Raw genomic sequence first — 21,276 nt, 5'->3', positions numbered from 1 at the left:
TCAGGGTGTGACGATATTGAACCGGCCCTGGGGCTTGTCCAGCATGCTGAAAAAGCCTATCAGGTCGAGCCTGCTTCCCTCAAAACTGATCTCGTCGCTGAACAGAAGTTCCTTTAGCCCGGCACGGCCGATCAACAGATCCACGAACAAAGGCCGCGTCAGGCGCAATGTTGCATCAGCGGGAGTGTCCGCACTCACCAGACGGTTGTGAAGCACAGAATGTTTCAGAGTCAGCAGATAACTTTCCTGCAGATCCGTGAAGGTAATCTTGATGACGGCGCTCTCGCCTTCCGCGTCCTCGGCATTCAGCCGTACCGCCATGCTGTCAAGAAAGAGCGACACCGGTGTGTTCAGCAGCACCTCTCTCATCATCGCCGGCTTGATGCCTTCTTCCGGAGAGCCGTGACGCAATTCATAGGCGCCGGTCAGGTAGAAATCCCGCCAGGGGGCGGATTCCGCCTGATAGCCGAGCTGGTCATAGACGCTGGCCAGCAGTTGCTTTGCGTCATCATTGCCGGGCTCGGCAAAGACAACATGATTGAGTAACTCCGCCAGCCAGCGGTAGGTGTCGCGCCCATCGGTCGCGCTCATATCCGATGCCGCCTCGAATTCCTCATGGGCTTTTTCCAGGACGTTGTCCGCACCTCCCATCATCGCTACATAACGTCTGGCAGATTCGCTTTCCGGCAATGGATTGAGCTGAGCCGGATTGGCGTTAAACCAGCCCAGGTAGTGCTGGTACACCGCTTTGGCATTGTGAGACACGGTGCCGTAATAGCCCTGATTGTGAAATGCCTGATTCAGCTCCGGCGGCAGCTTAAGCTGGTCGGCAATTTCTCTCGGCGTGGCGCCCTGGTTCATCAAACGCACTGTCTGATCGTGAATGAACTTGTAGGTATCCCGCTGAACCGCCAGAAAGTCCTGGATATTCTCTTGCCCCCACAGAGGCCAATGGTGGCTGCCGAAGTAGATATCGGCGTCGGCAAACAGCGTCTTTGCCTCGTCGATAAAGCTGCTCCATAGACGGGCATCCCGAACCTTCGCGCCCCTCAGGGTGTAGATGTTGTGCATGTTGCGGCTGACCAGCTCGGCACCGCAAAAAGCCTTCTGTTCCGGTAGATAGAAGGTAAACTCCGCGGGCGCTTCGGAACCGGAGACAATCTGGAAAATCATCGGCACACCGTCCACCGTCAGCTCCGTGCCCGTTTCGCTGATCAGATCCGTCGCCGGGGCAAAGCCAAAGGTGCCAAACGCCGGCCCTTTGCCCAGACCAGTGCCAACATGGCCGCGTTCGTCCCGCTCCAGGCGCTTGCCATACATGAACATGGCCCGGCGTGTCATGGCAGGGCCGGCGATGATGTTCTCGCTGGTTGCCTCTTCCTCAAAGTCCGCGGGCGCGATTATGCGCAGCTTGGCTTTCTCCTCGTCCGACAGGTGCTGAAGAATGCCCTGCACGCCACCGAAGTGGTCAATGTGGCTGTGGGTAAAGAGAATGGCCCGCACCGGCTTCTCGCCCAGGTGTTCCCTCGCAAACAGAAAGGCCTTGCTGGCCGTCTCCCGGGCGGTCAGCGGGTCTACCAGTATCCACCCGGTATCGCCCTCGATGATCGACATGTTCGCCAGATCGTACCCCCGGATCTGGTAGAGCCCGTCGGTGACCTCAAACAAACCGTGAATGTTGTTGAGGGCAGCCTGACGCCACAGACTTGGATTGACCGAGGCCGGGGCATTTTCTCCATCCTCATCAATAAAGTCGTAGGCCGGCATGTTCCAGACCTCACCGCCTTCAAGATGGTCAATGACCAGCTCCGGATCCTGTCCAATCAGCCCCCGCCGGGCATTTTCGAAATCAACACGGTTTTCAAAGGGTCGCTGTTCGAGCACCTCTTTGTTGGCCTTGCCGGTAGTGGCGGTGGGCGCAGTGTGTCCGGTACTGTTGGCTTCGGAAGAATCGGGGCCGGAATCGCACCCAGTCATGAGGAGGGCAATACCCAGCAGAAGAACAAGAAGAAGCTTTCGGGACAGTGGCATTTTGGGAAACCTTGTCGGTCTGTTGTTATTGGTTTCCCCAAGTTTACTTCAGAGTGGGCCTGAATCCGCGCCGGTCAGCCAAAATAGTCCTCAATCCACTCGAACAGTCTGGTGGTTGTCATGTCGCCAAGTGCCATCTGTTGAAAGTCATTGCCTACCTCATCCTCGATGGTCACGAACTGGTAAAGAAGAGTGTCGGGCTGTTCATCATGCAGTATGAGCGTAATCCTTCGGCGGGTCCGCAGACAGTCAATCGTCATCACATCCGCCGGTATACCGGCATCGCGCATACCACGACGAACCTCCACCACCGGATTGATGTGCTGATGGGTTGCCTGGATGCGGGCATGGGCATCGCTGGCAAGGTCGGACAGGGTTTTCAGGGGATCTTCAGACATTAGCTGCGGTGGACTCCAGGTTTTGACGTATTCGCTCAGCAACAACCATGGTAGCCCAATACTCGACGACGGCGGAACCTCACGCCCCAAACAGGCGCCGGGCCAAACAGCGTAAGAAACTCATTAACAGGGAATGAGCAAACCTTAAGTGAAATCAGGCTCTACCGGGAGTAGCCTGCGCCTGAATCGATCAACGCGGGGGATTAAACACTATGATCAACATGCTGGCCGCGATTCCAGTGCGGGCCCTTTTCGCCCGGCTGTTTTCGCTGGTTTTCTTTGTGTTGGCTTTTGTTCTCGTAAGCACAACAGTCATGGATGTGATCCGTGACCTTCAATCTGGCCAGCAACTCATGCAGGCCCTGATCAAAGGCGTCAACGGGAGCATCATTGCTCTCGCCGTATACGAGCTGGCAATGGTTATCCGTTCCGAATACAGCGGACGTTCAGAATCTCACGATGTCATCACTATGATGCGGCGAACACTGCCACGTTTTATCGGCACGGTTTGCGTTGCGATGTCTTTGGAAGGCCTGATCATGATCATCAAGTACAGCCAATTGGAGCTGGCTGGAAATCTCTACTATCCGGTCGCTATTATCGCGAGCACCGCTCTGCTGCTTGCATCGTTGGGTGTATTCCTCCGAATGGCGCCCAGAGACCAGACCTCCCCCGGAGAGCCGTCATAAACCGGCAGGAAGGGTTCCATGCCAGACCGGCAACCCCAGATCCTCCGGATCATCATTCGGACCGCCGGTGCGGCTTTTGAACGCCCCTTCTTCAATAGGTATCTGGAATAAAGCCGTTGCTTTTCGCTCCTTATCATTCGGTGACCTGACCTGCTCCCATCGGCCAGGCTCGATCTGATTGATAATGGCGCGAAACGCGGCATCAAAGTCGGCATGGTCCGTGACCGGCAACGCCCTGCCATACAACACCAGTGACTCATAGTTGGCACTGTGATTGAAAGCCGATTTGGTCATCACCCATTCATTTGTCACAGCGAAGGAAATGCAGAGCAATGCGCCCGATTCCAGACGCCGGGACAATCGCCCACCATTGAGCGTGTGCACGTAGAGGTCGTCACCCAGTCGCCAGGCCGTGATCGGGATGATGCGAGGCTCGCCTTCTTCCACAAATCCTATATGCGCCGTTTTTAGCCGATCAATCAGCCTGTAGGCTGTTTCCCTGTCATAGCTCGCTCGCTTTACCGCCCTTTGCACCCTGCTGCGTGGACAGGAAGTCAGTGGGGACGCGTTGGTCCCGGCCAAATCAGTCGTTGTCATCAGAAGCTCCTTTCCGGTCTTGCATTTCACAAAAGACACTTCCATTAAAAGGCACTTCTGATACCATCAAAAGATCCAGATTATGAATTTTAATGGAACCAGTTGATGTGATCGAAGATATCCGGCTGGACGGCAAACAGCCGTTGCAACACCAACTGTATCAACGACTGTCCGAAAGGATACTGGACCAACGTTACCTGCCCGGGCGCCAACTTCCACCCAGCCGGCAAATGGCAAAAGACCTGGGCATCAGCCGCAACACGGTGAACGCCGTTTACGAACAGCTCAAGGCCGAGGGATTTCTGCAAACTCGGGCCGGCAAGGGTATCTTCGTCCATGAAGATATCAAATCGGCCGTGAATCCCTCAGGACCGGGCCTTAGCAAACCTGGTGTCGTCTCCATGGAACTGCCACCACTGCCTGCACTCCCACGCGGGAAATCAAAACCCGTGGAAGACGCCAGTTTGCCGTTCCAGCCGGGCCTTCCGGACCTTGACGCGTTTCCGATCCGGGCCTGGAACCGGATCATGCACCACCAGGAAAGCCGCCGATCACTGCGGGGATATGACAGCATCCAGGGCTATCAACCCTTGAGACGCGCCATCGCCGCTTATCTGCGAACCTCCCGCGGTGTTCGTTGCGACGAGCATCAGGTGATCATTACCAACGGCGCCCAGCAGGCACTCTCGCTGTTAGCGGATGTTTTTCTGCAACCAGATGACAGCATCCTTTGTGAAAACCCCGGATACCGTGGCGCCCGGAACGCACTTGGCCGTTTTGGCAACCCACTGATCCCGATACCCCTTCGAAACCAGGTTCTGGACGTGGAAGCGTTGCCCGGCCTTGAGCCTGCCAGGGCCAGACTCCTGTTCTGCACACCCACGCACCAATACCCAATGGGCGGCATCCTGGACCTGTCCCAGAGAATGGCACTTGTTCAGTGGGCCCAGCAAAACGGGTGCTGGATCATCGAGGACGACTACGACAGCGAGTTCCACTTCTACAACAAGCCCTTCGCTGCCATTCAGGGCCTGTACGAGAATTCGCCCGTGCTCTACATGGGCAGTTTCAGCAAGACCCTGCTGCCCGCATTGCGCATCGGCTATCTGGTGGTCCCGGAAGCGGTTGTCGAGCCCTTGCTCTGGGCCAAGCAGATCAGTGGTGGCGAGACGCCGCTCCTTACCCAGGCCACCATCGCCGAATTTATTGAGAGTGGTCAGTTCACACGCCATCTCAGGCGTATGCGCCAGCTCTACCGGGACAAATGGCAACGCTTCCAGAATGAGGTGATCGAAAAGCTCGATGGACTTGCCCAACCAGTGGCGGAAAGCGCGGGAATGCATCTGGTGCTGGAGGGGGCTTTTGATGATGTGGCCCTCAGCCAATGGTTGAAAACCAGAGGGTTTGGCAGCACGCCGCTCAGCGCACACTTCCTGGGAGAATCCTCCAGAACCGGCCTGGTAATGGGCTTTGCCAGTGCCAATGAGCGTGAAATCACAGAATGCGTCAACACCCTACGCTCGGGGCTCGCCAAGCCATGACATCGAAGCACGAAAAACAGATTCTTGCCGCCTGGCACTCAAATGCCCGGCCCTGGATCAAGGCAGTGGAAGAGGCAGGCATACGTGCACCCGGCACGCTTTCTAGCAGCGCTATTCTGAGTGTCATTGAAGATTACTGCCCTGCGGGCGGCTCAATTCTCGACGCAGGATGTGGCGAGGGCTGGCTGATCAGAGAGCTGACCCGCCTCGGTTACCGTGGTACCGGAACAGATGCCGTACCAGAACTGATCGAATACGCCCTGCAACAGGGAAATGAAACGTTCAGGTTAGTCGCCTATGAACAACTACAAACAGCAGGTTTAGGCAGGTTCGATCTTGTCGTGAGCAACTTTGCCTTGCTGGGAGACACCTCAACCAGCGCATTTCTCAAGGCTTTGCCTGGCCTCCTCAATCCAAATGGCGTATGTGTTATCCAGACGCTCCATCCGGTCGCTTTTTTCCAGGAGGGCGAATACATCACTGGCTGGAAGCCCGGCACTTGGGCTGGCCTACCCGGCGATTTCGGCGATCCGGCTCCCTGGTTCTTCCGAACGCTCGCCGGTTGGCTGAACGTGTTCACTGAAACCGAGTTGACGGTTCGAGAGATCAGGGAACCCTCAACGAAGGGCCAACCGCCCCAGTCGATTATTTTTGTGGTTCAAAATACTCGGAAAGCTCAGCGGCCAGAAAATCAAAAACCGTCCGAACCCGAAGGTTCATCCTGAGTTCCCGGTGGGAAACGAGCCAGACATCGCCGCCAAAGACCAGATCCTCGAAGACCCTCTCAACTTCAGGCTCTGCATCACCCAACTCAACGGGCATCATGCCAATACCGATACCAGCCCGAGCCATTTGCCAATGAACCAGATGACTGTCCGTCCTGGCAACAAATTGCTCCTCCTGCAGCTTGAGGCCACGTTGCGCCAAGGCTTCCAAGTATCTCTCATTGTTTGAGAGAAAGCCGATGAATGGGGCCTCACAAAGATCGTCGGTCATTGGCGATGGTAGATCAGCCAGAATTTCGGGTGTGGCGAAAAGAGTCGCAGAAAATTCACCCACCTTCCGGGCGATCAGGTCAGGCTCCGTAGGCCGAAAGTTCCGTATTGCAATGTCTGCCGCACGGCGGCGCAGATCGCTGGCCTCGTTGGATGCGACAAGATTGACGCGAACGCCCGGATACTGCTGTCGGAGTTTTTGAAGGATGGGCGGCAGAATATAGGCTGCTGTGATTTCCGATGCTGAAATCGCAATCTCGCCTTCAATGGACGTTGCCCGACCAGTCGCCGCGAGCGAAAGACTGCTGGCGGCCTCTCCCATCGCTCGAACGTAGGCAAGCAGATCCAGGCCATTCCGAGTCAGTTCCAGCCCTCGACCACCCCGCTCGAAAAGCGCTGTAGAAAGCTCTTCTTCCAGCGCCGCAACCTGTCTTCCCAGGGTTGGTTGCGAAACGCCCAACGCCTTTGCGGCAGCAGAGAGAGATCCCTCCTCCGCAGTCACCAGGAATGCGCGTGCTCGGTTCCAGTCGAATTTAACGGCTCGCCAATCCATTCAGAAATGCATACCTGAAATTATTTTATGTCGATATTACCAACAAAAGTGAAGATATAGAATCCGTTCCAGGTATTGAATCAACAACCCCGAGAGCCGAGAACATGAACTCTTCCATCAGTTTCTGGAACCGCAGCGCTGCACGCTACGCCCAACGGCCAATCGCGGACCAGAATGCCTATCTGCGAAAAATCGCCCTCACCCAGAAATATCTCAATCCGGAAATGGATGTTCTGGAGTTCGGCTGCGGCACCGGATCGACGGCACTTATTCATGCTCCCAGGGTGCGCAGCTATCTGGCAACCGATGCCTCTCCCCGGATGATAGACATTGCCCGAAAGCGGAAGACAGAAAAATCCGCTGACAACCTCCGCTTTGTGGTTGCCACGCTTGACGACATGCAACATCGGCAGCAGGCGTTCGACGCAATTCTGGGGTTGAACATTCTGCACCTGCTCCGGGACCCGGAGCAGGCCATATACCAGGCTTTCAGCATGCTAAAACCGGGAGGTGTGTTCGTCAGCAATACCGCCTGCCTACAGGACACACGCCCGTACCTCAGGCCAGTCGCCCTTCTGGCCAGGATGCTGCGCATGGCTCCTTACGTGAAGTTCTTATCCCGTCAGCAGCTTGAACACCAGCTGGTGCGAGCCGGATTCCAGATTCAGTATCGCTGGGTTCCGGAGACTTCGAGAGACGTTTACTTCTTGATTGCCCAGAAGCCAAAGTAAGATTCGGACGATCGTAACAAGAGTCATAAGGCGCAATGAAAAGAGCACTGTGTTTACTCATCCTATTGGTACTGGCCGCCGGCTGCAGCCACAGAGCTGTCTATGAGAACGTTCAAATAAATCAACGGAACGACTGCGCCAACGAGCCGCCATCGACCTACTTCGAATGCCTTGATCGCGCGAATAAACCCTTTGATAAATACCAGCGTGAAAGGAAAGAACTGTTGGAAAAGCCAGAATCGGATGGCAAGCTTCCCTGAATCCAGGGCTTGCTGAATGGCAGCCTCAATCGAAAGGAGAATTCAATGGGAAGTTCAAAGCTGGTCGGTATCGTTTTGCTGGTGGTTGGCGTCGGGCTGCTGTATTTCGGCTACCAATCAACACAGTCGCTGGGGAACCAGTTGACCGAAACAGTAACGGGGCGTTTTACAGACCAGACCATGTGGTATCTGATCGGCGGGGCGGCCGCGGCTGCAGCCGGCGCTTTCCTGACATTCTTCAAGAAATAACCCTGCCTGTTTTTCACCGCTCGGGCCTGACCAGAAACCAGCTGGCCAGGACGAGCGCTCCGAATACCGTGTAAGCCACGATAAACACCCAATCCGGCGCACTGTAATAAAGAATGGACTGCAGCCAGTGCTGGATGAACGATCCCTCATAGCCCGCCTCCCCGGCCTTTGTGCGAAGCGCCATTTCCCAGCTGGTAAGCGGGCATAACACGCCCAGCCAGGATTGCAGAACCACAATCGCAATCACGATCAGGTGGCTGAGGCGGAACCAGAAATTGCGGACCCATCGCCACTTAAGGAAATGACCAGCGAAGGTTGCCACCAGCCCGAGGATCACAAAGGCCACCAGCATCGTGTGCAGGATCAGGAGCGCATCCGCAAAGATGAGGAACCAGTGGGAATCCATCGCTAACCTCCAAAAACTGCGGTAGCCCCAGTTTTCGTCTATTGTGGAGACACGTCAATCACTGCGAGCGCGGGAGCGAGCAATGAACCACGCACCACCTCCAGCCAGGCTCGGATTCCTCTACCCGGGCCATGCGGCCGAAGACGATTATCCCCTGATGGGCTCCATGATAGAGCCCCCGGCTCAGGTAACCCTTATTCACACCGAATTCCTGGAGGACGCTCACACCGTTGAATCCCTCAGTGAAATGGGGAGTATCCATCGTCTTACGGAAGGAGCAGAAAAACTGGCTGACTCGGGGATTGAATCGGTGATGTGGACCTCCACCAGCGCCAGTTTTGTGCTCGGTCTGGACGGCATCCGCCAGCAAATCGACACGCTCGAGAAACTCCTTGGAGTACCCGCCTCCACCACCGCAATGGCGTTTGCCAGAGCGGTAAAGGCCATCGGAGCACAGCGAGTGGCCATCGCTGCAACCTACCCCGAAGAAGTCGCACAGCGATTTCGGGAATTCCTCGATCACTTCGGGATCGAAGTGGTGCACCTGTCCAGCCGAGGCATCGTGACAGCGGCTGAGGTAGGTACTCTGGAGCGGGAAGAGGTTATCGAATTTGCACTGGCAAATGCACGCCAAGACGCCGATGCGCTGCTCATTCCCGACACAGCCCTCCATTCCGCCGCCTGGCTGACGGATCTGGAGCGGGCAATCGGTCAACCAGTGCTGACTGCCAATCAGGTCAGTTTCTGGGAAGCCCTGCGCTTATGTGGCAAGGTGGCACCTCAATCAGGACTTGGGCGTCTATTTGAAGAAGTCCTCTGACACCAAAACCAAAGGAGAACGCTTTATGACATTGCATCTGGAACTCGCTCCCCTTATCAGCCTGGGCGCCGGTATTGGCATATTGGTGTTTCCCAAGTTGCTCAATTACATTGTGGCCGGCTACCTCATTGCGCTGGGTGTACTTGGTCTATTCGGGCATTCCTTTTGAGGTAGTCCAACACCCCGGACCCTGCCGCTTTTAGACGGCTCGGTGTCGTATTGGATTTACCCGCCCAAAGCAATTAGAGCCACATTGAATAGAAACCCTGCCCGGAGACCGGCAGCGGGGCCGTGTTCAATGCAGGTAGAGGGGATCCAAAATGGCACAACTACCGAAACGGGCAAAAGTCGTAATCATTGGCCAGGGTGGTATCGTTGGCTCGTCGGTAGCGCACCACCTGATCGAGCAAGGCTGGGATGACATCGTGGGTCTGGAAAAATCCGCCATTCCCTCCGATATCGGCTCGACCTCCCACGCATCGGATTTCTGCTTCACCACCTCCCACGACAAGCTGAATATATACACCACCAAATACAGCCAGGCGTTTTATGAAAAGCGTGGCAATTACGTGAAATGCGGGGGCATGGAAGTGGCCCGTATTGATGACGACGAGCGAATGGACGAACTGCGCCGCAAGGTGGGCTCCGGAAAAGCCTTCGGCACGAATGTCAGCATGATCTCGCCCAAACAGGCCAAGGAGCTGTTTCCACTACTGGACGAAAACCAGATCCAGGGCGCCATGTGGGACCCGGATGCCGGGCTGGTGGTGCCCCGCTCCCAGAGTGTTGCCGGCGACCTGGTGGAAGAAGCCGTGGCCACCGGCAAACTGCAGGCCTTTGCCTACACGCCAGCCATTCGCATCGATGTCCAGGACGGCCAGGTGCGTGGCGTTGAGACCCACAAGGGCTACATTGAGACTGAATACGTGGTTCTCTCCATGGGCATCTGGGGCCCACTGATGGCCAACACCGCGAACGCGCCCCTGCCACTGATGCCACTGGAGCATCCATTGCTGTTTTTCGGCCCCTACGAAGAGCTCAATGGCACCGGCAAGCAGATCGTCTATCCACTGTTTCGCGATCAGGGCAACTCCGCCTATGTGCGGGACACCGGCGACCCGACCACCACCGAAGGCGGCCGTATCGAGTGGGGCTACTACGAGGCGAAGAACCCACGGCTGGTCTACCCCGGCGCCATTGCCGAGCCGGGTGATGCGCGGATGTCCCCCTCAATGCGGGATCTTTCCCTGGACCAGGTCATGGACGCCTACGAAAAGGCCATCGAAATGACGCCGATCCTCGGAGAACTGGGGTGGGAAGAAAAGCACTCGTTCAATGGCCTGCTGTCAGTGACGCCAGATGGCGGTTCACTCATGGGCGAATCCCCGGAAGTCCGCAATCTGTGGTTCTGCGAGGCGGTCTGGGTGAAGGACGGCCCGGGGGCGGGCAAGGTACTGGCCGACTGGATGACCCACGGCTCCCCTAAAATGGACCCCCACAGTATTGATATCGCACGTCATTATCCGCTGCAGAAAACACCGGACTACGTGTATAACCGCTGCTACGAAACAGCCAAAAAAATCTACACCCCGGCGGTTCACCCCCGTGAGCCCTACCTTACCGGTCGCAAGATGAGAACCAGCCCTTTCTACCTGCGGGAAGTCGGTCTGGGTGCTTATTTCATGGAGGCCGCGGGCTGGGAGCGCGCTCACGGTTATGCGGTCAACGAGTCCACCCTGCTTGCGAAATATCGCGACCGGATCCCGGTGCGGGAACACGAATGGGATACCCGGCACTTCTGGGAGGTCTCCAACGCCGAGCAGCTTGAGATGAGCGAATCCGTGGGTATGATCAACCTCTCCCATTTCGCCATCTTTGACATCTCCGGCGCCGACGCAGAAGCCCTGCTGGAATATCTGTCCGTTGCCAAAGTCGGCGGTACCACGCCCCACGGCAAAGGTGTCTACACCCATTTTCTCGACGAGCGCGGGGGTGTACGTTCCGACCTGACCATCATTCGTCGGGGCGCCCAGGACTATCGGGTCGTCTGCGGCGGTGACACCGGCCACCGCGACTACTGCTGGATCACCCGTATGGCCCGAGAGAAGGGGCTGGACAACATCCAGGTGCATGACCGCACGGACGAACTGGCGACCCTCGGCCTCTGGGGTCCCAAGGCCCGGGAGACACTGGCCCAGTTCGTTACCGACCCGGACCAGTTGTCCGCGGACAATTTCCCGTTTGCCACCGCCCAGGACCTGAACATTAAAGGAGTCCCGGTCTGGGCCTTCCGGATTTCCTACGTTGGCGAGCAGGGCTGGGAGCTCTACTTCCCCTTCAGCTATGGTTTGAGAATCTGGGACCTGCTCTACGATGCGGGCGTTACGCCGGTGGGCATCGAAACCTACGCCAACACCCGTCGTCTGGAGAAAAGTCTGAGACTGCAAAACGTGGATCTGGAGACGGAATACAACCTTTACGAAGCCGGCCTGCAACGGCCCAAGGTCAAGGAAGCGGATTTCCACGGCAAGGCCGCGTATCTGGAACAGCGGGAGTGGCCCCGGCAAGCCGCTTACCTGTGCACCATGACCATGACCGAGCACCGGGATGCCAACGGCATTCTGCGCTACCCGGTAGGCCAATGGCCGATTCTGGACCCGCAAACTGGTGAAGTCCTGGTGGATAGTCACGGCCGCCGTTCCTACAACACCAGTGTGGCGTGGGGGCCCTCGGTGGGGAAAATCATCCTGCTCGGTTACATCCCCGCCGAGTACGCCCAGGAAGGCCGTGAACTGACCCTGGAATACTTTCAGGAGCACTACCCTGTCCGAATCGAAGCGGTGGGTTACCGGGCACTGTTTGATCCGGACAACGAGCGGGTCAAATCCTGACCGTGTTCAGATCGGAGGCGCGGCGGTCAGCATTCAATGATGTTAACCGCCAGCCCTCCCCTGGCAGTTTCCTTGTATTTATCCAGCATATCGCGACCGGTTTCCCGCATGGTGTGCAGCACCTTGTCCAGGGAAACGTAATGTTTGCCGTCACCCCTCAGGGCCATGATGGCAGCATCAATCGCTTTCACCGAGGCCATGGCATTGCGCTCGATGCAGGGAATCTGCACCAGCCCACCAATGGGGTCGCAGGTCATGCCCAGATGATGCTCCATACCGATTTCTGCGGCATTCTCGACCTGTTCCGGTGATCCGCCCGTTGCCGCTGCGAGCCCGGCCGCGGCCATGGCACAGGCCGAACCCACCTCGCCCTGGCAGCCCACCTCGGCCCCGGAAATGGACGCATTTTCCTTGAACAGCGCGCCAATGGCTCCGGCCGTGAGCATGAAACGCACAATGCCATCCTCATTGGCTCCAGGGCAAAACTCCCAGTAGTAGTGAAGCACCGCCGGAATAATCCCGGCAGCGCCATTGGTGGGTGCCGTCACAATCCGCCCGCCGGCGGCGTTTTCTTCGTTCACGGCCAAGGCATAGAGATTCACCCAGTCCAGCGCGCTCAGGGAAGGTGAAATCAGGTCCACGCGCTGCTTGTCCATCAGAGACCGATACAACGACGCAGCCCGGCGCCGAACCTTGAGACCACCTGGCAACTCCCCCTCGTGCTGAATGCCGTTCTGTACACACTCCCGCATCACCTGCCATAGCGCCAGAATTCCGCTACGAACCTCATCTTGCGTGCGCCACGCCTGTTCGTTGGCAGACATGATGTCGGCGATGGCCAGGTCATGTTTCCGGCACAGCTCCAGCAACGCCCTGGCACTGCTGAAGGGGTATGGCTGTGGGGTATCGTCCTCGCGCAACTTCAGGGTGCCCTCACGGGTTGCATCCACCACGAACCCACCACCGACCGAATAATAGGTTTTCTCCAACAGGCACTGCCCGTGCCGGTCAAACGCCTGGCAGGTCATGCCGTTGGGGTGTGCGGGAAGAGATTTGCGGCGGTAATACACCAGATCGGTATTCTCACGGAACCGGATAGCCCGCTGCCCGGCAACGGAAAGGCTTCCGCAATCGCGGATCTGCTCGAGACGTGCCGGCATTGCCTCCGGGTCAATCTGGTCTGGTCGCTCACCTTCCAGCCCCATCATGACCGCAGGTCCGGTGCCATGCCCCTTTCCGGTGGCACCGAGCGACCCGTACAGGGATACTTGAAGCCGACCAACTGAAGAAAGCAGACCCTCGCTTGCAAGAGACCCGGCAAATCGTCTGGCCGCTTCCATGGGCCCCACGGTGTGGGAACTGGAGGGACCAATACCGACCTTGAACAGTTCGAAAAGACTGACGGCCAATGTAACGCCTCCCGTTCAGGAACCTATTCTAATCTTAGTGCCGACCGGTCCCAGGCGCATGCTTTATGGCGACATGGAAACGATAATTTCCGACAGCAGAACAAGCCGCGTCGGGTCCATACTGGCATGCTGAATGTCGCATTTGGACCATTGGCACTCTGGCCACCACCTTAGAATGAAACCAACATGGAATTGATCACTTATTGCACGATTAAGGTGCAGCAGCTAGTGTTCAGATTGTGGTGGTCAGCAAGGACATTTCGGCTACTGGCCGGCACAACTGGCCCAGGCTGGGCAAAGGGGGTTTTTTATGACCACTGAAACCGGCACGCAAACAGACAGGCCAATTCAGCAGCCCTATCGGGTCGGCTTTCTGCTGATCGACAACTTTACCCTGATTGCCCTTGCCACTGCGGTGGAACCGCTCCGAATGGCCAACCAGATGGCGGGCGCGGAACTCTACTCATGGAAGCTGCTGACAGCCGACGGCGGCTACGCTCGCGCCAGTGACGGCATCACCATGGTGCCGGATGCCTCAATTCAGGACGAGTACAACTTTGATCTGGTCATCGTGGTGGCCGGGATTGACGTCACCCACAGCTTTTCACGCCGGGAAGTGCACTGGCTGAAACAGATGGCCCGGCGGCATGTACTGCTGGGTGCGGTCTGCACTGGTCCCTATGTGCTGGCCAGCGCCGGGCTGCTCGACGGCTATGCCTGCAGTGCCCACTGGGAATGCCTGGAAGCCATGCAGGAAGACTTTCCAAGGGTACAGACCAACAACCATCTGTTTACGGTCGAGCGTGAGCGCATGACCTGCACCGGTGGCACCGTGCCCATGCACATGATGCTCAGTTTCCTGGCGCAACGGCACGGCCAGGAACTCAGCAATGCCATCTCCCACATGTTTGTCTGCGACCGGGTCCGGGAGGAGACCGAACAGCAGCCCATGCCGATGCATCCGGGCCTGGCCCGCGCGCAACCCAAGCTGGCGGAGGCGGCCCAACTGATGGAGTCCAATATCGAAGAGCCGATCGAGCTGCAGGAACTGGCGACTCTGGCCGGCATATCACGCCGGCAACTCGAGCGACTGTTCCTGAAACATATGGGATGCACGCCGTCTCGCTATTACCTCAGGGTACGACTGAACCGGGCCCGTAGGCTACTGAAGCAGACCTCATGTTCCATCGTGGAAATTGCCTCCATGTGCGGCTTCGTTTCCGCCACCCATTTCAGCCGTTGCTATCGTAAAATCATGGGGCGCGCGCCCAAGTACGAACGAATGGCAGTTTTCACTCCGGCCGGCGCCGAAGGCCTGCTGACAGGCACCATGGCCGGTTTGTCGTCTTCATCCCTGCAAGCCCTGAAGCGGGCCCGGACTGAGCCCACCTACGGCACCTTTGAGAATTCCCCCAAACAGACGGTTTCAGGTTAACCCCACCACAAGGCCATTTTCGTCCAGGGCAATATCGAGCGCAGCCGGCCGCCTCGGCAGCCCGGGCATGGTCATGATGTCGCCACAGACGGCCACCACGAAACCGGCTCCGGCCGCCAGGCGCACTTCCCTCACCGGTAACATATGCCCCGACGGAGCGCCCTTCACCGACGAATCCACCGAGAAGCTGTACTGCGTTTTGGCAATGCACACGGGAAGGTGGCCAAAGCCCAGGCTTTCGTATTCCTCGAGCTGTCGTTTGGCGACCGTTGTAAACTCCACGCTGCCGGCATGGTAGATACGGGTAGCAATGGTGCGAATCTTGTCCGCCAGGGGCAGGCTGTCCTCGTACAGAAACTTCACCTCCGGTTTGCCCTGGTCCATCTGGTCGATCACTGCCTGGGCGAGTTCCGTGGCACCTTCACCACCGGTTGCCCAGTGATCGGCGGGCACTGCCCGCACGCCCAACTCCTCGCTTATGGACTGGACCAGCGCCATTTCCTCCTCGGTGTCATCCGGGAAACGGTTGATGCACACCACCGGGGTCAGGCCAAACTGCTGCAGATTACGGATATGCCGCTCAAGATTGGTGGCCCCTTTTCGCAGCGCCACGAGGTCGGGAATCGCCAGTTGGCTTCGGGGAATACCGCCCTGCATTTTAAGGGCCCGAATGGTGCACACCACCACCGCAGCATCCGGGCGCAATCCGGTGTGCCGGCACTTGATATCAATGAACTTTTCCGCGCCCAGGTCGGCGCCGAAGCCGGCCTCGGTAACCACCACGTCGTTCAGGGCGAGCGCAGCCCGGGTGGCGGTGACGGAATTGCATCCATGGGCGATATTGGCAAACGGGCCGCCATGGATGAACACCGGGTTGTGCTCCAGGCTCTGCACCAGATTTGGCTGCAGCGCTTCTTTCAGCAGTACGGTGAGTGAGCCCTCCACGCCCAGATCGCGAACGGTCACCGGCGACATGTCTGAACGCCTGCCAACGATGATGTTTCCCAGGCGTTCTTTCAGGTCGGCACGGCCATCCGCCAGGCACAGGATCGCCATGATCTCGGACGAAACGGTGATATCAAATCCGGTCTCCCGGGGCACGCCATGGGCGGCACCACCCAGCCCGGATACCACATTACGCAGAGAGCGATCGGTGAGGTCCAGAACCCTGCGCCAACTGACATGGCGCGGGTCCAGGCCGGCTTCGTTGCCCCAATGAATGTGATTGTCGATCAGCGAGGCCAGGAGATTATGGGCGGTTGAAATGGCATGGAAGTCACCATTGAAGTGGAGATTGATGTCTTCCATTGGAATCACCTGGGCCCGGCCTCCGCCGGCGGCCCCGCCTTTCATTCCAAAGCAGGGCCCCAGGGACGGCTCCCGCAGACACACGGAGGAACGCACACCCAGGCGGTTGAAGCCATCGTTCAGCCCCACGCTGGTTGTGGTCTTACCTTCCCCTGCAGGCGTTGGGGTAATGGCCGTCACCAGTACCAGCTTGCCTCTGGGTGCCGAGTCGGACGTATCGACATAAGCCATGTCCAGCTTTGCCTTGTAATGGCCGAAGGGCACCAGACTCTCCGCCGGCAAACCGAAACGCTGCTGCGCCAGCAGAAGAATGGACTGGGGCTGAACCGAGCGGGCAATCTCGATATCCGGCGTGCCCGGCGGCGGAAACTCGGCAGACTCCGGCGTTTCGGGTGTGAGTTGATGGTACTGAAGACTCATGACACCGCCTCCCTCTTCTCGTCGACGGACCCGCTGTGATCCCGAATCCATTGCGCTGACTGGCGCAGGCCTCCGAACGGAAACAGATGAATGCCCCGCAGCAGGGTCTCTGGATTTTCCAGACAATACTCCACCAGTGCCCGGACCATATCGTCCGGTTTCCAGGCACCCAGCATCCGGGCGCTACCAGGCCGACGCAGCAGCATCCGGGCGGATGCGCCCACCCCACACATGGCTGCATAGGCGATAAGCGTTTTAACCCGCGTCGGGCCCGCCATGCCGATATAGACCGGCACCTCCTCCAGAATGTTGCCCAGCCCCTGCAGCCAGTCGATCACCACTTCTGCGTCGAAGGTGAACTGGGTCACCACCCAGAGCCTGGTCGCGGTCGTACGGGCGTATTCACGCTTGACGCTCAGCGCCTGTGCCAGGGTTGCCCTGTCCGCCATGGGATGGCCGTCCGGATGCGCCGCAACCCCGATACCGTGGAACCGGAACTGGGCCAGCAATCCCGATTCAAGCACCGCCAGCGTGTCGGGGAACGGGCCGGCCACCGCGTCGCTGTCGCCCGCGATCAGCAGCAGCCGGTCCACCCCGTTTTCATTCAATTGGGCCAACCAGTCCTCCATCTGCCCCCGGCTCTGGGCCATTCGGGCGGGCACATGCGGTACTGGCTGCATGCCCAGATCCAGCAGACGACGGGAAGCCTCCAGCGTGTCGCTGAATTCTCCCTTTGGCAGGAAGGGTACGTACACGCAGGTGCCCGTCGGCAGCAGATCCGGCAAATGCTCTGTCGTCAGGATCTGGCGGGGTGTAGCCTCGATGGATGCCGAGCGCACCAGATCACGAAATCGTGCTGCTGCCTCCTCATCGGGCCGATTGAACGCTTGTGGTTCACTAACCAGTGTCATAAACCGCGCACCCCATTGCCAACAGTGTTTACCAGACAGCCGCTATCGCCGGTTTTTCCGGCGCTGTTAATCGGCGAAATCGATCCCCTTGGCCCGGGCTCTTTCGCGGGCGTTGGGATTCACCGAAGGCCGGAAAGGCACGTCCACCACTTCCGCCTCCACAGCGGTTGAGCCATCCGCGGCGGCATATTCCACGGGAAGATGCACAGTCAGCCGCGTGCCGACAGTTCGGAGATCAAATGGCACGTAGGCCAGTGCGATGTTGGTTTCAAGCTCCGGGGAATACCAGGGGGAGGTAACGTAGCCCTCCGGTTCGCCGCCATCCGGGCCGCTGACCAGCCAGAAATCGTTGGAATAGTCAGTCACCTTGCCGCCACCAAAACGGATGCCCACCATGATGTGGCTGAAAGGCGGATGACCGGCTTCCATCTGTTCACGGACCGCCTCAAGCCGCTGCTTGCCGATATAATCGGCCTCCTTGTTGCGCGGCACCTGGTACGCCAGGTTGCACTGGAACGGCAGGGTTTCCTGATCCACATCCTGCCCCCAGGACAGAATGCCGGCGGCAATCCGGCGATGGTGGGCGGGCGCTATGACCCGAAGATTGTGAGGCTCGCCTGCGGCAAGCACGGTGTACCAGAGGTCCTCGGCGTATTTGGTCGCTTCCTTGAGGTAAATCTCGTACCCCTTCTCCCCGGTAAAGCCGGTCTGGGAAACGATCACGTCGTGGCCGGCCACCTGGCCTTCCATCAGGCCGTAGTAGGGGATGTCCCTAACGGCGTCACCAAACAGGTCCGCCATAAGCGCTTCGGACTTGGGCCCCTGAATCTGCACGGGCGCCACGTCGATTTCCGCAATGGTGACATCGAATCCCATGCCGATGTTGACGCCCCGCATCCACAGCTCGAGGTCACTGTCGGAGAGCGAAAACCAGAACTCGTCCTCGGCGACCCTTAGCAGAACAGGGTCATTGATGATGCCGCCTTCTTCATTGCACAGAATGACGTACTTGCCACGCATGGGCTTGATCTTGGTCGCATCCCGGGTGATTACGTAATTCACAAACCGCTCGGCATCCGGGCCTTTGACCTGGATCTGGCGCTCAACCGCCACGTTCCACATGGTGACGTCGTGGATCAGCGACTCGTACTCCAGCATGGCGCCGCCGTCTTCCGGGCGGACATAACCGCGGGGGTGGTACATACGGTTGTAGACCGTCGCCCGCCAGCAGCCCGCTTCATAAGCCAGATGCCAATAGGGTGACTTGCGAACACGGGTGGAGATCAGCATTTCCACCGGTGTCGGCCCGGATTGGCGCAGGTTGATAGGGACGCGCCGATCCGACTGGTCGACGCTGTCGGGCTGGCGTGCAGCGCCCGCCCGTTGTTGTGGATAATCCAGAAGTGCTTGCTCGAATTTAACGGCCATGGCTATCTCCCCCTTGCCGGGTTGTCGATAGCCCTAATGTGGCCGTCCTTGAGGTTTCCGGGAGGAACCAATACGACACTGAGTCGACTAAAAGCGTCAGCCTCTCTAGAAAATCAGAGCCAGGCCGCCAGTAACAAAAGCGAACAGCACGGATAACCAGAACACGGTCCGCCAGGGGAAAGGCGGAGGCGGAGGTTCAATCGCCAACTCCTTTTCCAGGTAGTTCCGCAGCAGGCGGGTGTTGCGGGTATTGGCTTTGTATACCGCGTCAAAGCCATCACCTATCACCGGCAGCAGGCCACCCAGGAAATCAATGCCCATGTTGCGCAGCATGCGAAGCTTAACGGCCTTGCTGGCGCCCGCTCTCTGTGCTTCCACCAATACGTAGCCGGCCAGCACCAGGCCCACGGCGTCCCCCACCACGGGCAACAGGCCAATCAATGCCTCCGCTCCTATCCTTACATTGGTAAACGGAATAGCAATGTTGCTATCGGTGAAGCGGCTGAACTTATCCAGCCGCTCAAGAATGGCCCGCTGCCGGGCTTCGGAAGGTTTCGGCATTTCTGCTCCAGTTCAGGCGCTCACTCAGGCTTTGCGCTGATTTCTTCAAATGCCTGAACCAGGGTATCCGGTTCCTGGGCGCCGGAGATCAGGTATTTCCCGTTCACGATGAACGCCGGCACGGCAGAAACGCCGGCCTGCTGGTAGGTAGCTTCGTCCTCCCGGACCACACTGGCGAATTCGTCAGAATCCAGAATTTGCTCGGCCCTATCGCGATCCAGCCCAAGGCTCTCGACACAGCCCAACAATACGTCGCGGTCTGAAACGTCTTCTGCCTTTCCAAAATAGGCTTCGAACAACGCCTGTTTCATCTCCGTCTGCTTGCCCTGCTGGCCGGCCCATTTCACCAGCCGATGAGCATCGAAGGTATTGCAGGTGAAACGCTCCTGCATTTTTTCAAAGTTAAGGCCCAGATCCTTCGCAATCGTCATCATCTGGTCCTGAGTGGCACGCATCTCTTCCTCACTCCGGCCGTACTTGCGGGCCAACGCCGGCAGGATTGGCTCACCTTCACCAGTGTGATCCGGGTTCAGTTCAAAGGCATGCCACCGGACGCCAAACTCGTATTCAGGCGCCAACTGTTTCATGGCGTGCTCCAGGCGCGCATAACCAATCGCACACCAGGGGCAGGCGATGTCGGAAACAATGTCGATGTTGATCGTTTTCATGGCATATCCCGTTCATTGCGTTTCAACACGATACCGACAGCCTAACACGTAGACAGATCAGCCATCTCCCGCCAGATGCTCCCGGATCAGCTCCGCCATCTGCCTTGCAGGTTCAGTCGGGCGGCCCGGTGGCCTATGCAGGGCCATCTCGATGGATTGCAGGGCCGGCATACCGCTGCGCTCGTCCAGCACGCGCAGTTGGGGCGTGAGCATGTCACGGGTTACCGGCACCACGGCCAATCCGGCCACTACTACTGGCATCAACCCCGTCATCGACTGACTTGAGTACGCCAGTCGCCATTGCCTCCCCGCAGAAAACAGCGCCTGCTCCGCCACCTCCCTGAACACATCGGCGCCCGGCGAATAGAGCGCAAGCGGGATAGGATCTGCCAGGGACGGCTGCTTCTCGGCGCCGACCGCCCACACCAGCGGTTCGCGACGAATCACCTCACCCCCGGGAGAGCGGGTCTGGCGTGTCACAACCGCCAGATCCAGCTCACCAGCCTGCACCTGCTCCAGCAGCCTGACACTCGACCCGCAAATCACCTGCAGCTGAACCGCCGGAAAGAGCTGGCTGAAATGGGAAAGAACGGAAGTCAGCAAAAACGCATAGTCTTCCGGGATACCGAGGCTCAGTTGCCCCGAAACCTGCCGCTGCTGCAACGAATCCAATGCCTCGTTGTTCAGGGCCAGCATCTTGCGGGCGTAGCCGATCAACTGCTCACCCTCCGCGGTGAACCGTATACGTCGGCCCTCTCGCTCATGAAGGGACACTTCCAACAAGGCCTCCAGTCGATGCAACTGCATGCTCACGGTTGACTGGGTATACGCAAGCCGCTCGGCCGCCGCGGTAACCGTTCCGGTATCGGCAATGGCCACCAGCGTTTGCAGCACGGTCAGATCAAGAATCCGTGGACGCAAATCATTATCTCCTGTGATGCTTTTTATCAAAAACCGTTGTTTTTGTGATGCTTA

Annotated in this window: 22 protein-coding genes; 10 read left to right on the top strand and 12 right to left on the bottom strand. The window is 58.2% G+C overall.

Translation table 11 applies throughout. The features are described from left to right. Both QZ534_RS00330 and QZ534_RS00325 read right to left on the bottom strand, forming a co-directional pair. The gene (locus tag QZ534_RS00330) at positions 1-2,031 is read right to left on the bottom strand and encodes an alkyl sulfatase dimerization domain-containing protein (protein ID WP_296929976.1); all 2,031 of its coding nucleotides are present in this window, start codon (positions 2,029-2,031) and stop codon (positions 1-3) included. Between the two features lie 74 nt (positions 2,032-2,105). Continuing rightward, entirely contained in the window at positions 2,106-2,429 is a 324-nt protein-coding gene (locus tag QZ534_RS00325) for a hypothetical protein (protein WP_296929974.1), read from the bottom strand. A 212-nt stretch (positions 2,430-2,641) separates the two neighbouring features. On the opposite strand from QZ534_RS00325, the gene QZ534_RS00320 reads away from it, so the two are divergent. Next, positions 2,642-3,118 carry a hypothetical protein gene (locus QZ534_RS00320; RefSeq protein WP_296929971.1) on the top strand — a complete coding sequence of 159 codons (477 nt, stop codon included), beginning with the start codon at positions 2,642-2,644 and terminating at the stop codon, positions 3,116-3,118. On the opposite strand, the gene QZ534_RS00315 is transcribed toward QZ534_RS00320, so the two are convergent. Next, a complete protein-coding gene (locus QZ534_RS00315; RefSeq protein ID WP_296929968.1) occupies positions 3,113-3,715 on the bottom strand; it encodes a pyridoxamine 5'-phosphate oxidase family protein in 603 nt (200 codons plus the stop codon). The two genes, QZ534_RS00320 and QZ534_RS00315, sit on opposite strands and share 6 nt — an antisense overlap. Positions 3,716-3,807: 92 nt before the next feature. Between QZ534_RS00315 and QZ534_RS00310 the strand changes: the two genes are divergently transcribed. Together QZ534_RS00310 and QZ534_RS00305 are read left to right on the top strand one after the other, a co-directional pair. Next, positions 3,808-5,256, top strand: a complete 1,449-nt coding sequence (locus tag QZ534_RS00310; RefSeq protein ID WP_296929966.1) for a PLP-dependent aminotransferase family protein — start codon at positions 3,808-3,810, stop codon at positions 5,254-5,256. Beyond that, a complete protein-coding gene (locus QZ534_RS00305; protein WP_296929964.1) occupies positions 5,253-5,981 on the top strand; it encodes a methyltransferase domain-containing protein in 729 nt (242 codons plus the stop codon). The genes QZ534_RS00310 and QZ534_RS00305 overlap by 4 nt, the downstream gene beginning before the upstream one ends. On the opposite strand, the gene QZ534_RS00300 is transcribed toward QZ534_RS00305, so the two are convergent. After that, positions 5,902-6,804 (bottom strand): LysR family transcriptional regulator, encoded by a 903-nt coding sequence (locus QZ534_RS00300; protein WP_296929961.1) that lies wholly within the window; start codon positions 6,802-6,804, stop codon positions 5,902-5,904. The two genes, QZ534_RS00305 and QZ534_RS00300, sit on opposite strands and share 80 nt — an antisense overlap. A 104-nt stretch (positions 6,805-6,908) precedes the next feature. Here QZ534_RS00300 and QZ534_RS00295 point away from each other — a divergent pair, with 104 nt between their 5' ends. The 3 genes from QZ534_RS00295 to QZ534_RS00285 are packed head-to-tail and all read left to right on the top strand — an operon-like array spanning position 6,909 to position 8,044. Continuing rightward, entirely contained in the window at positions 6,909-7,535 is a 627-nt protein-coding gene (locus QZ534_RS00295; protein ID WP_296929957.1) for a bifunctional 2-polyprenyl-6-hydroxyphenol methylase/3-demethylubiquinol 3-O-methyltransferase UbiG, read from the top strand. A gap of 35 nt (positions 7,536-7,570) precedes the next feature. Beyond that, positions 7,571-7,795 (top strand): hypothetical protein, encoded by a 225-nt coding sequence (locus QZ534_RS00290; RefSeq protein WP_296929955.1) that lies wholly within the window; start codon positions 7,571-7,573, stop codon positions 7,793-7,795. A 45-nt stretch (positions 7,796-7,840) separates the two neighbouring features. After that, positions 7,841-8,044: a DUF3185 family protein gene (locus QZ534_RS00285; RefSeq protein WP_296929952.1), complete on the top strand. Its 204-nt coding sequence runs from the start codon at positions 7,841-7,843 to the stop codon at positions 8,042-8,044. Positions 8,045-8,057: 13 nt separating this feature from the next. Here the strand turns inward: QZ534_RS00285 and QZ534_RS00280 are convergent, their stop codons facing one another. After that, complete coding sequence (locus QZ534_RS00280; RefSeq protein WP_296929949.1) at positions 8,058-8,450, bottom strand: DUF2784 domain-containing protein; 393 nt, start codon at positions 8,448-8,450, stop codon at positions 8,058-8,060. Positions 8,451-8,532: 82 nt separating this feature from the next. On the opposite strand from QZ534_RS00280, the gene QZ534_RS00275 reads away from it, so the two are divergent. The 3 genes from QZ534_RS00275 to QZ534_RS00265 all read left to right on the top strand — a co-directional run bounded on the left by QZ534_RS00275 (position 8,533) and on the right by QZ534_RS00265 (position 12,161). Next, positions 8,533-9,270, top strand: a complete 738-nt coding sequence (locus QZ534_RS00275) for a maleate cis-trans isomerase (RefSeq protein ID WP_296929946.1) — start codon at positions 8,533-8,535, stop codon at positions 9,268-9,270. Between the two features lie 25 nt (positions 9,271-9,295). Then, positions 9,296-9,439, top strand: coding sequence for a DUF3096 domain-containing protein (locus QZ534_RS00270; RefSeq protein WP_088827271.1), 144 nt, complete (start codon positions 9,296-9,298; stop codon positions 9,437-9,439). A 151-nt stretch (positions 9,440-9,590) separates the two neighbouring features. After that, a complete protein-coding gene (locus QZ534_RS00265; RefSeq protein ID WP_296929941.1) occupies positions 9,591-12,161 on the top strand; it encodes an FAD-dependent oxidoreductase in 2,571 nt (856 codons plus the stop codon). A 26-nt stretch (positions 12,162-12,187) separates the two neighbouring features. Here QZ534_RS00265 and QZ534_RS00260 read toward each other — a convergent pair whose 3' ends face one another. Continuing rightward, positions 12,188-13,570, bottom strand: coding sequence for an L-serine ammonia-lyase (locus QZ534_RS00260; RefSeq protein WP_296929939.1), 1,383 nt, complete (start codon positions 13,568-13,570; stop codon positions 12,188-12,190). Between the two features lie 310 nt (positions 13,571-13,880). Between QZ534_RS00260 and QZ534_RS00255 the strand changes: the two genes are divergently transcribed. After that, positions 13,881-15,005 carry a GlxA family transcriptional regulator gene (locus QZ534_RS00255; protein WP_296929935.1) on the top strand — a complete coding sequence of 375 codons (1,125 nt, stop codon included), beginning with the start codon at positions 13,881-13,883 and terminating at the stop codon, positions 15,003-15,005. Here the strand turns inward: QZ534_RS00255 and QZ534_RS00250 are convergent. The 6 genes from QZ534_RS00250 to QZ534_RS00225 form a co-directional block, all read right to left on the bottom strand. Further along, the gene (locus QZ534_RS00250) at positions 14,997-16,733 is read right to left on the bottom strand and encodes a formate--tetrahydrofolate ligase (protein ID WP_296929932.1); all 1,737 of its coding nucleotides are present in this window, start codon (positions 16,731-16,733) and stop codon (positions 14,997-14,999) included. The genes QZ534_RS00255 and QZ534_RS00250 overlap by 9 nt on opposite strands. After that, entirely contained in the window at positions 16,730-17,644 is a 915-nt protein-coding gene (locus QZ534_RS00245) for a methylenetetrahydrofolate reductase (RefSeq protein WP_296929930.1), read from the bottom strand. The genes QZ534_RS00250 and QZ534_RS00245 overlap by 4 nt, the downstream gene beginning before the upstream one ends. 66 nt (positions 17,645-17,710) lie before the next feature. Next, positions 17,711-19,072 carry a glycine cleavage T C-terminal barrel domain-containing protein gene (locus tag QZ534_RS00240; RefSeq protein WP_296929927.1) on the bottom strand — a complete coding sequence of 454 codons (1,362 nt, stop codon included), beginning with the start codon at positions 19,070-19,072 and terminating at the stop codon, positions 17,711-17,713. Between the two features lie 105 nt (positions 19,073-19,177). After that, a complete protein-coding gene (locus QZ534_RS00235; RefSeq protein ID WP_296929925.1) occupies positions 19,178-19,633 on the bottom strand; it encodes a DUF4112 domain-containing protein in 456 nt (151 codons plus the stop codon). A gap of 20 nt (positions 19,634-19,653) precedes the next feature. Next, positions 19,654-20,301, bottom strand: coding sequence for a DsbA family oxidoreductase (locus QZ534_RS00230; protein ID WP_296929923.1), 648 nt, complete (start codon positions 20,299-20,301; stop codon positions 19,654-19,656). Positions 20,302-20,358: 57 nt separating this feature from the next. Then, positions 20,359-21,222 carry a LysR substrate-binding domain-containing protein gene (locus QZ534_RS00225; protein ID WP_296929920.1) on the bottom strand — a complete coding sequence of 288 codons (864 nt, stop codon included), beginning with the start codon at positions 21,220-21,222 and terminating at the stop codon, positions 20,359-20,361. Positions 21,223-21,276: the final 54 nt, after the last annotated feature.

Source organism: uncultured Marinobacter sp., assembly GCF_913055835.1.
Lineage (GTDB): Bacteria > Pseudomonadota > Gammaproteobacteria > Pseudomonadales > Oleiphilaceae > Marinobacter.
The sequence above is the reverse complement of the archived record's forward strand: the minus strand, read 5'-3'. Positions and strand labels throughout refer to the sequence as shown.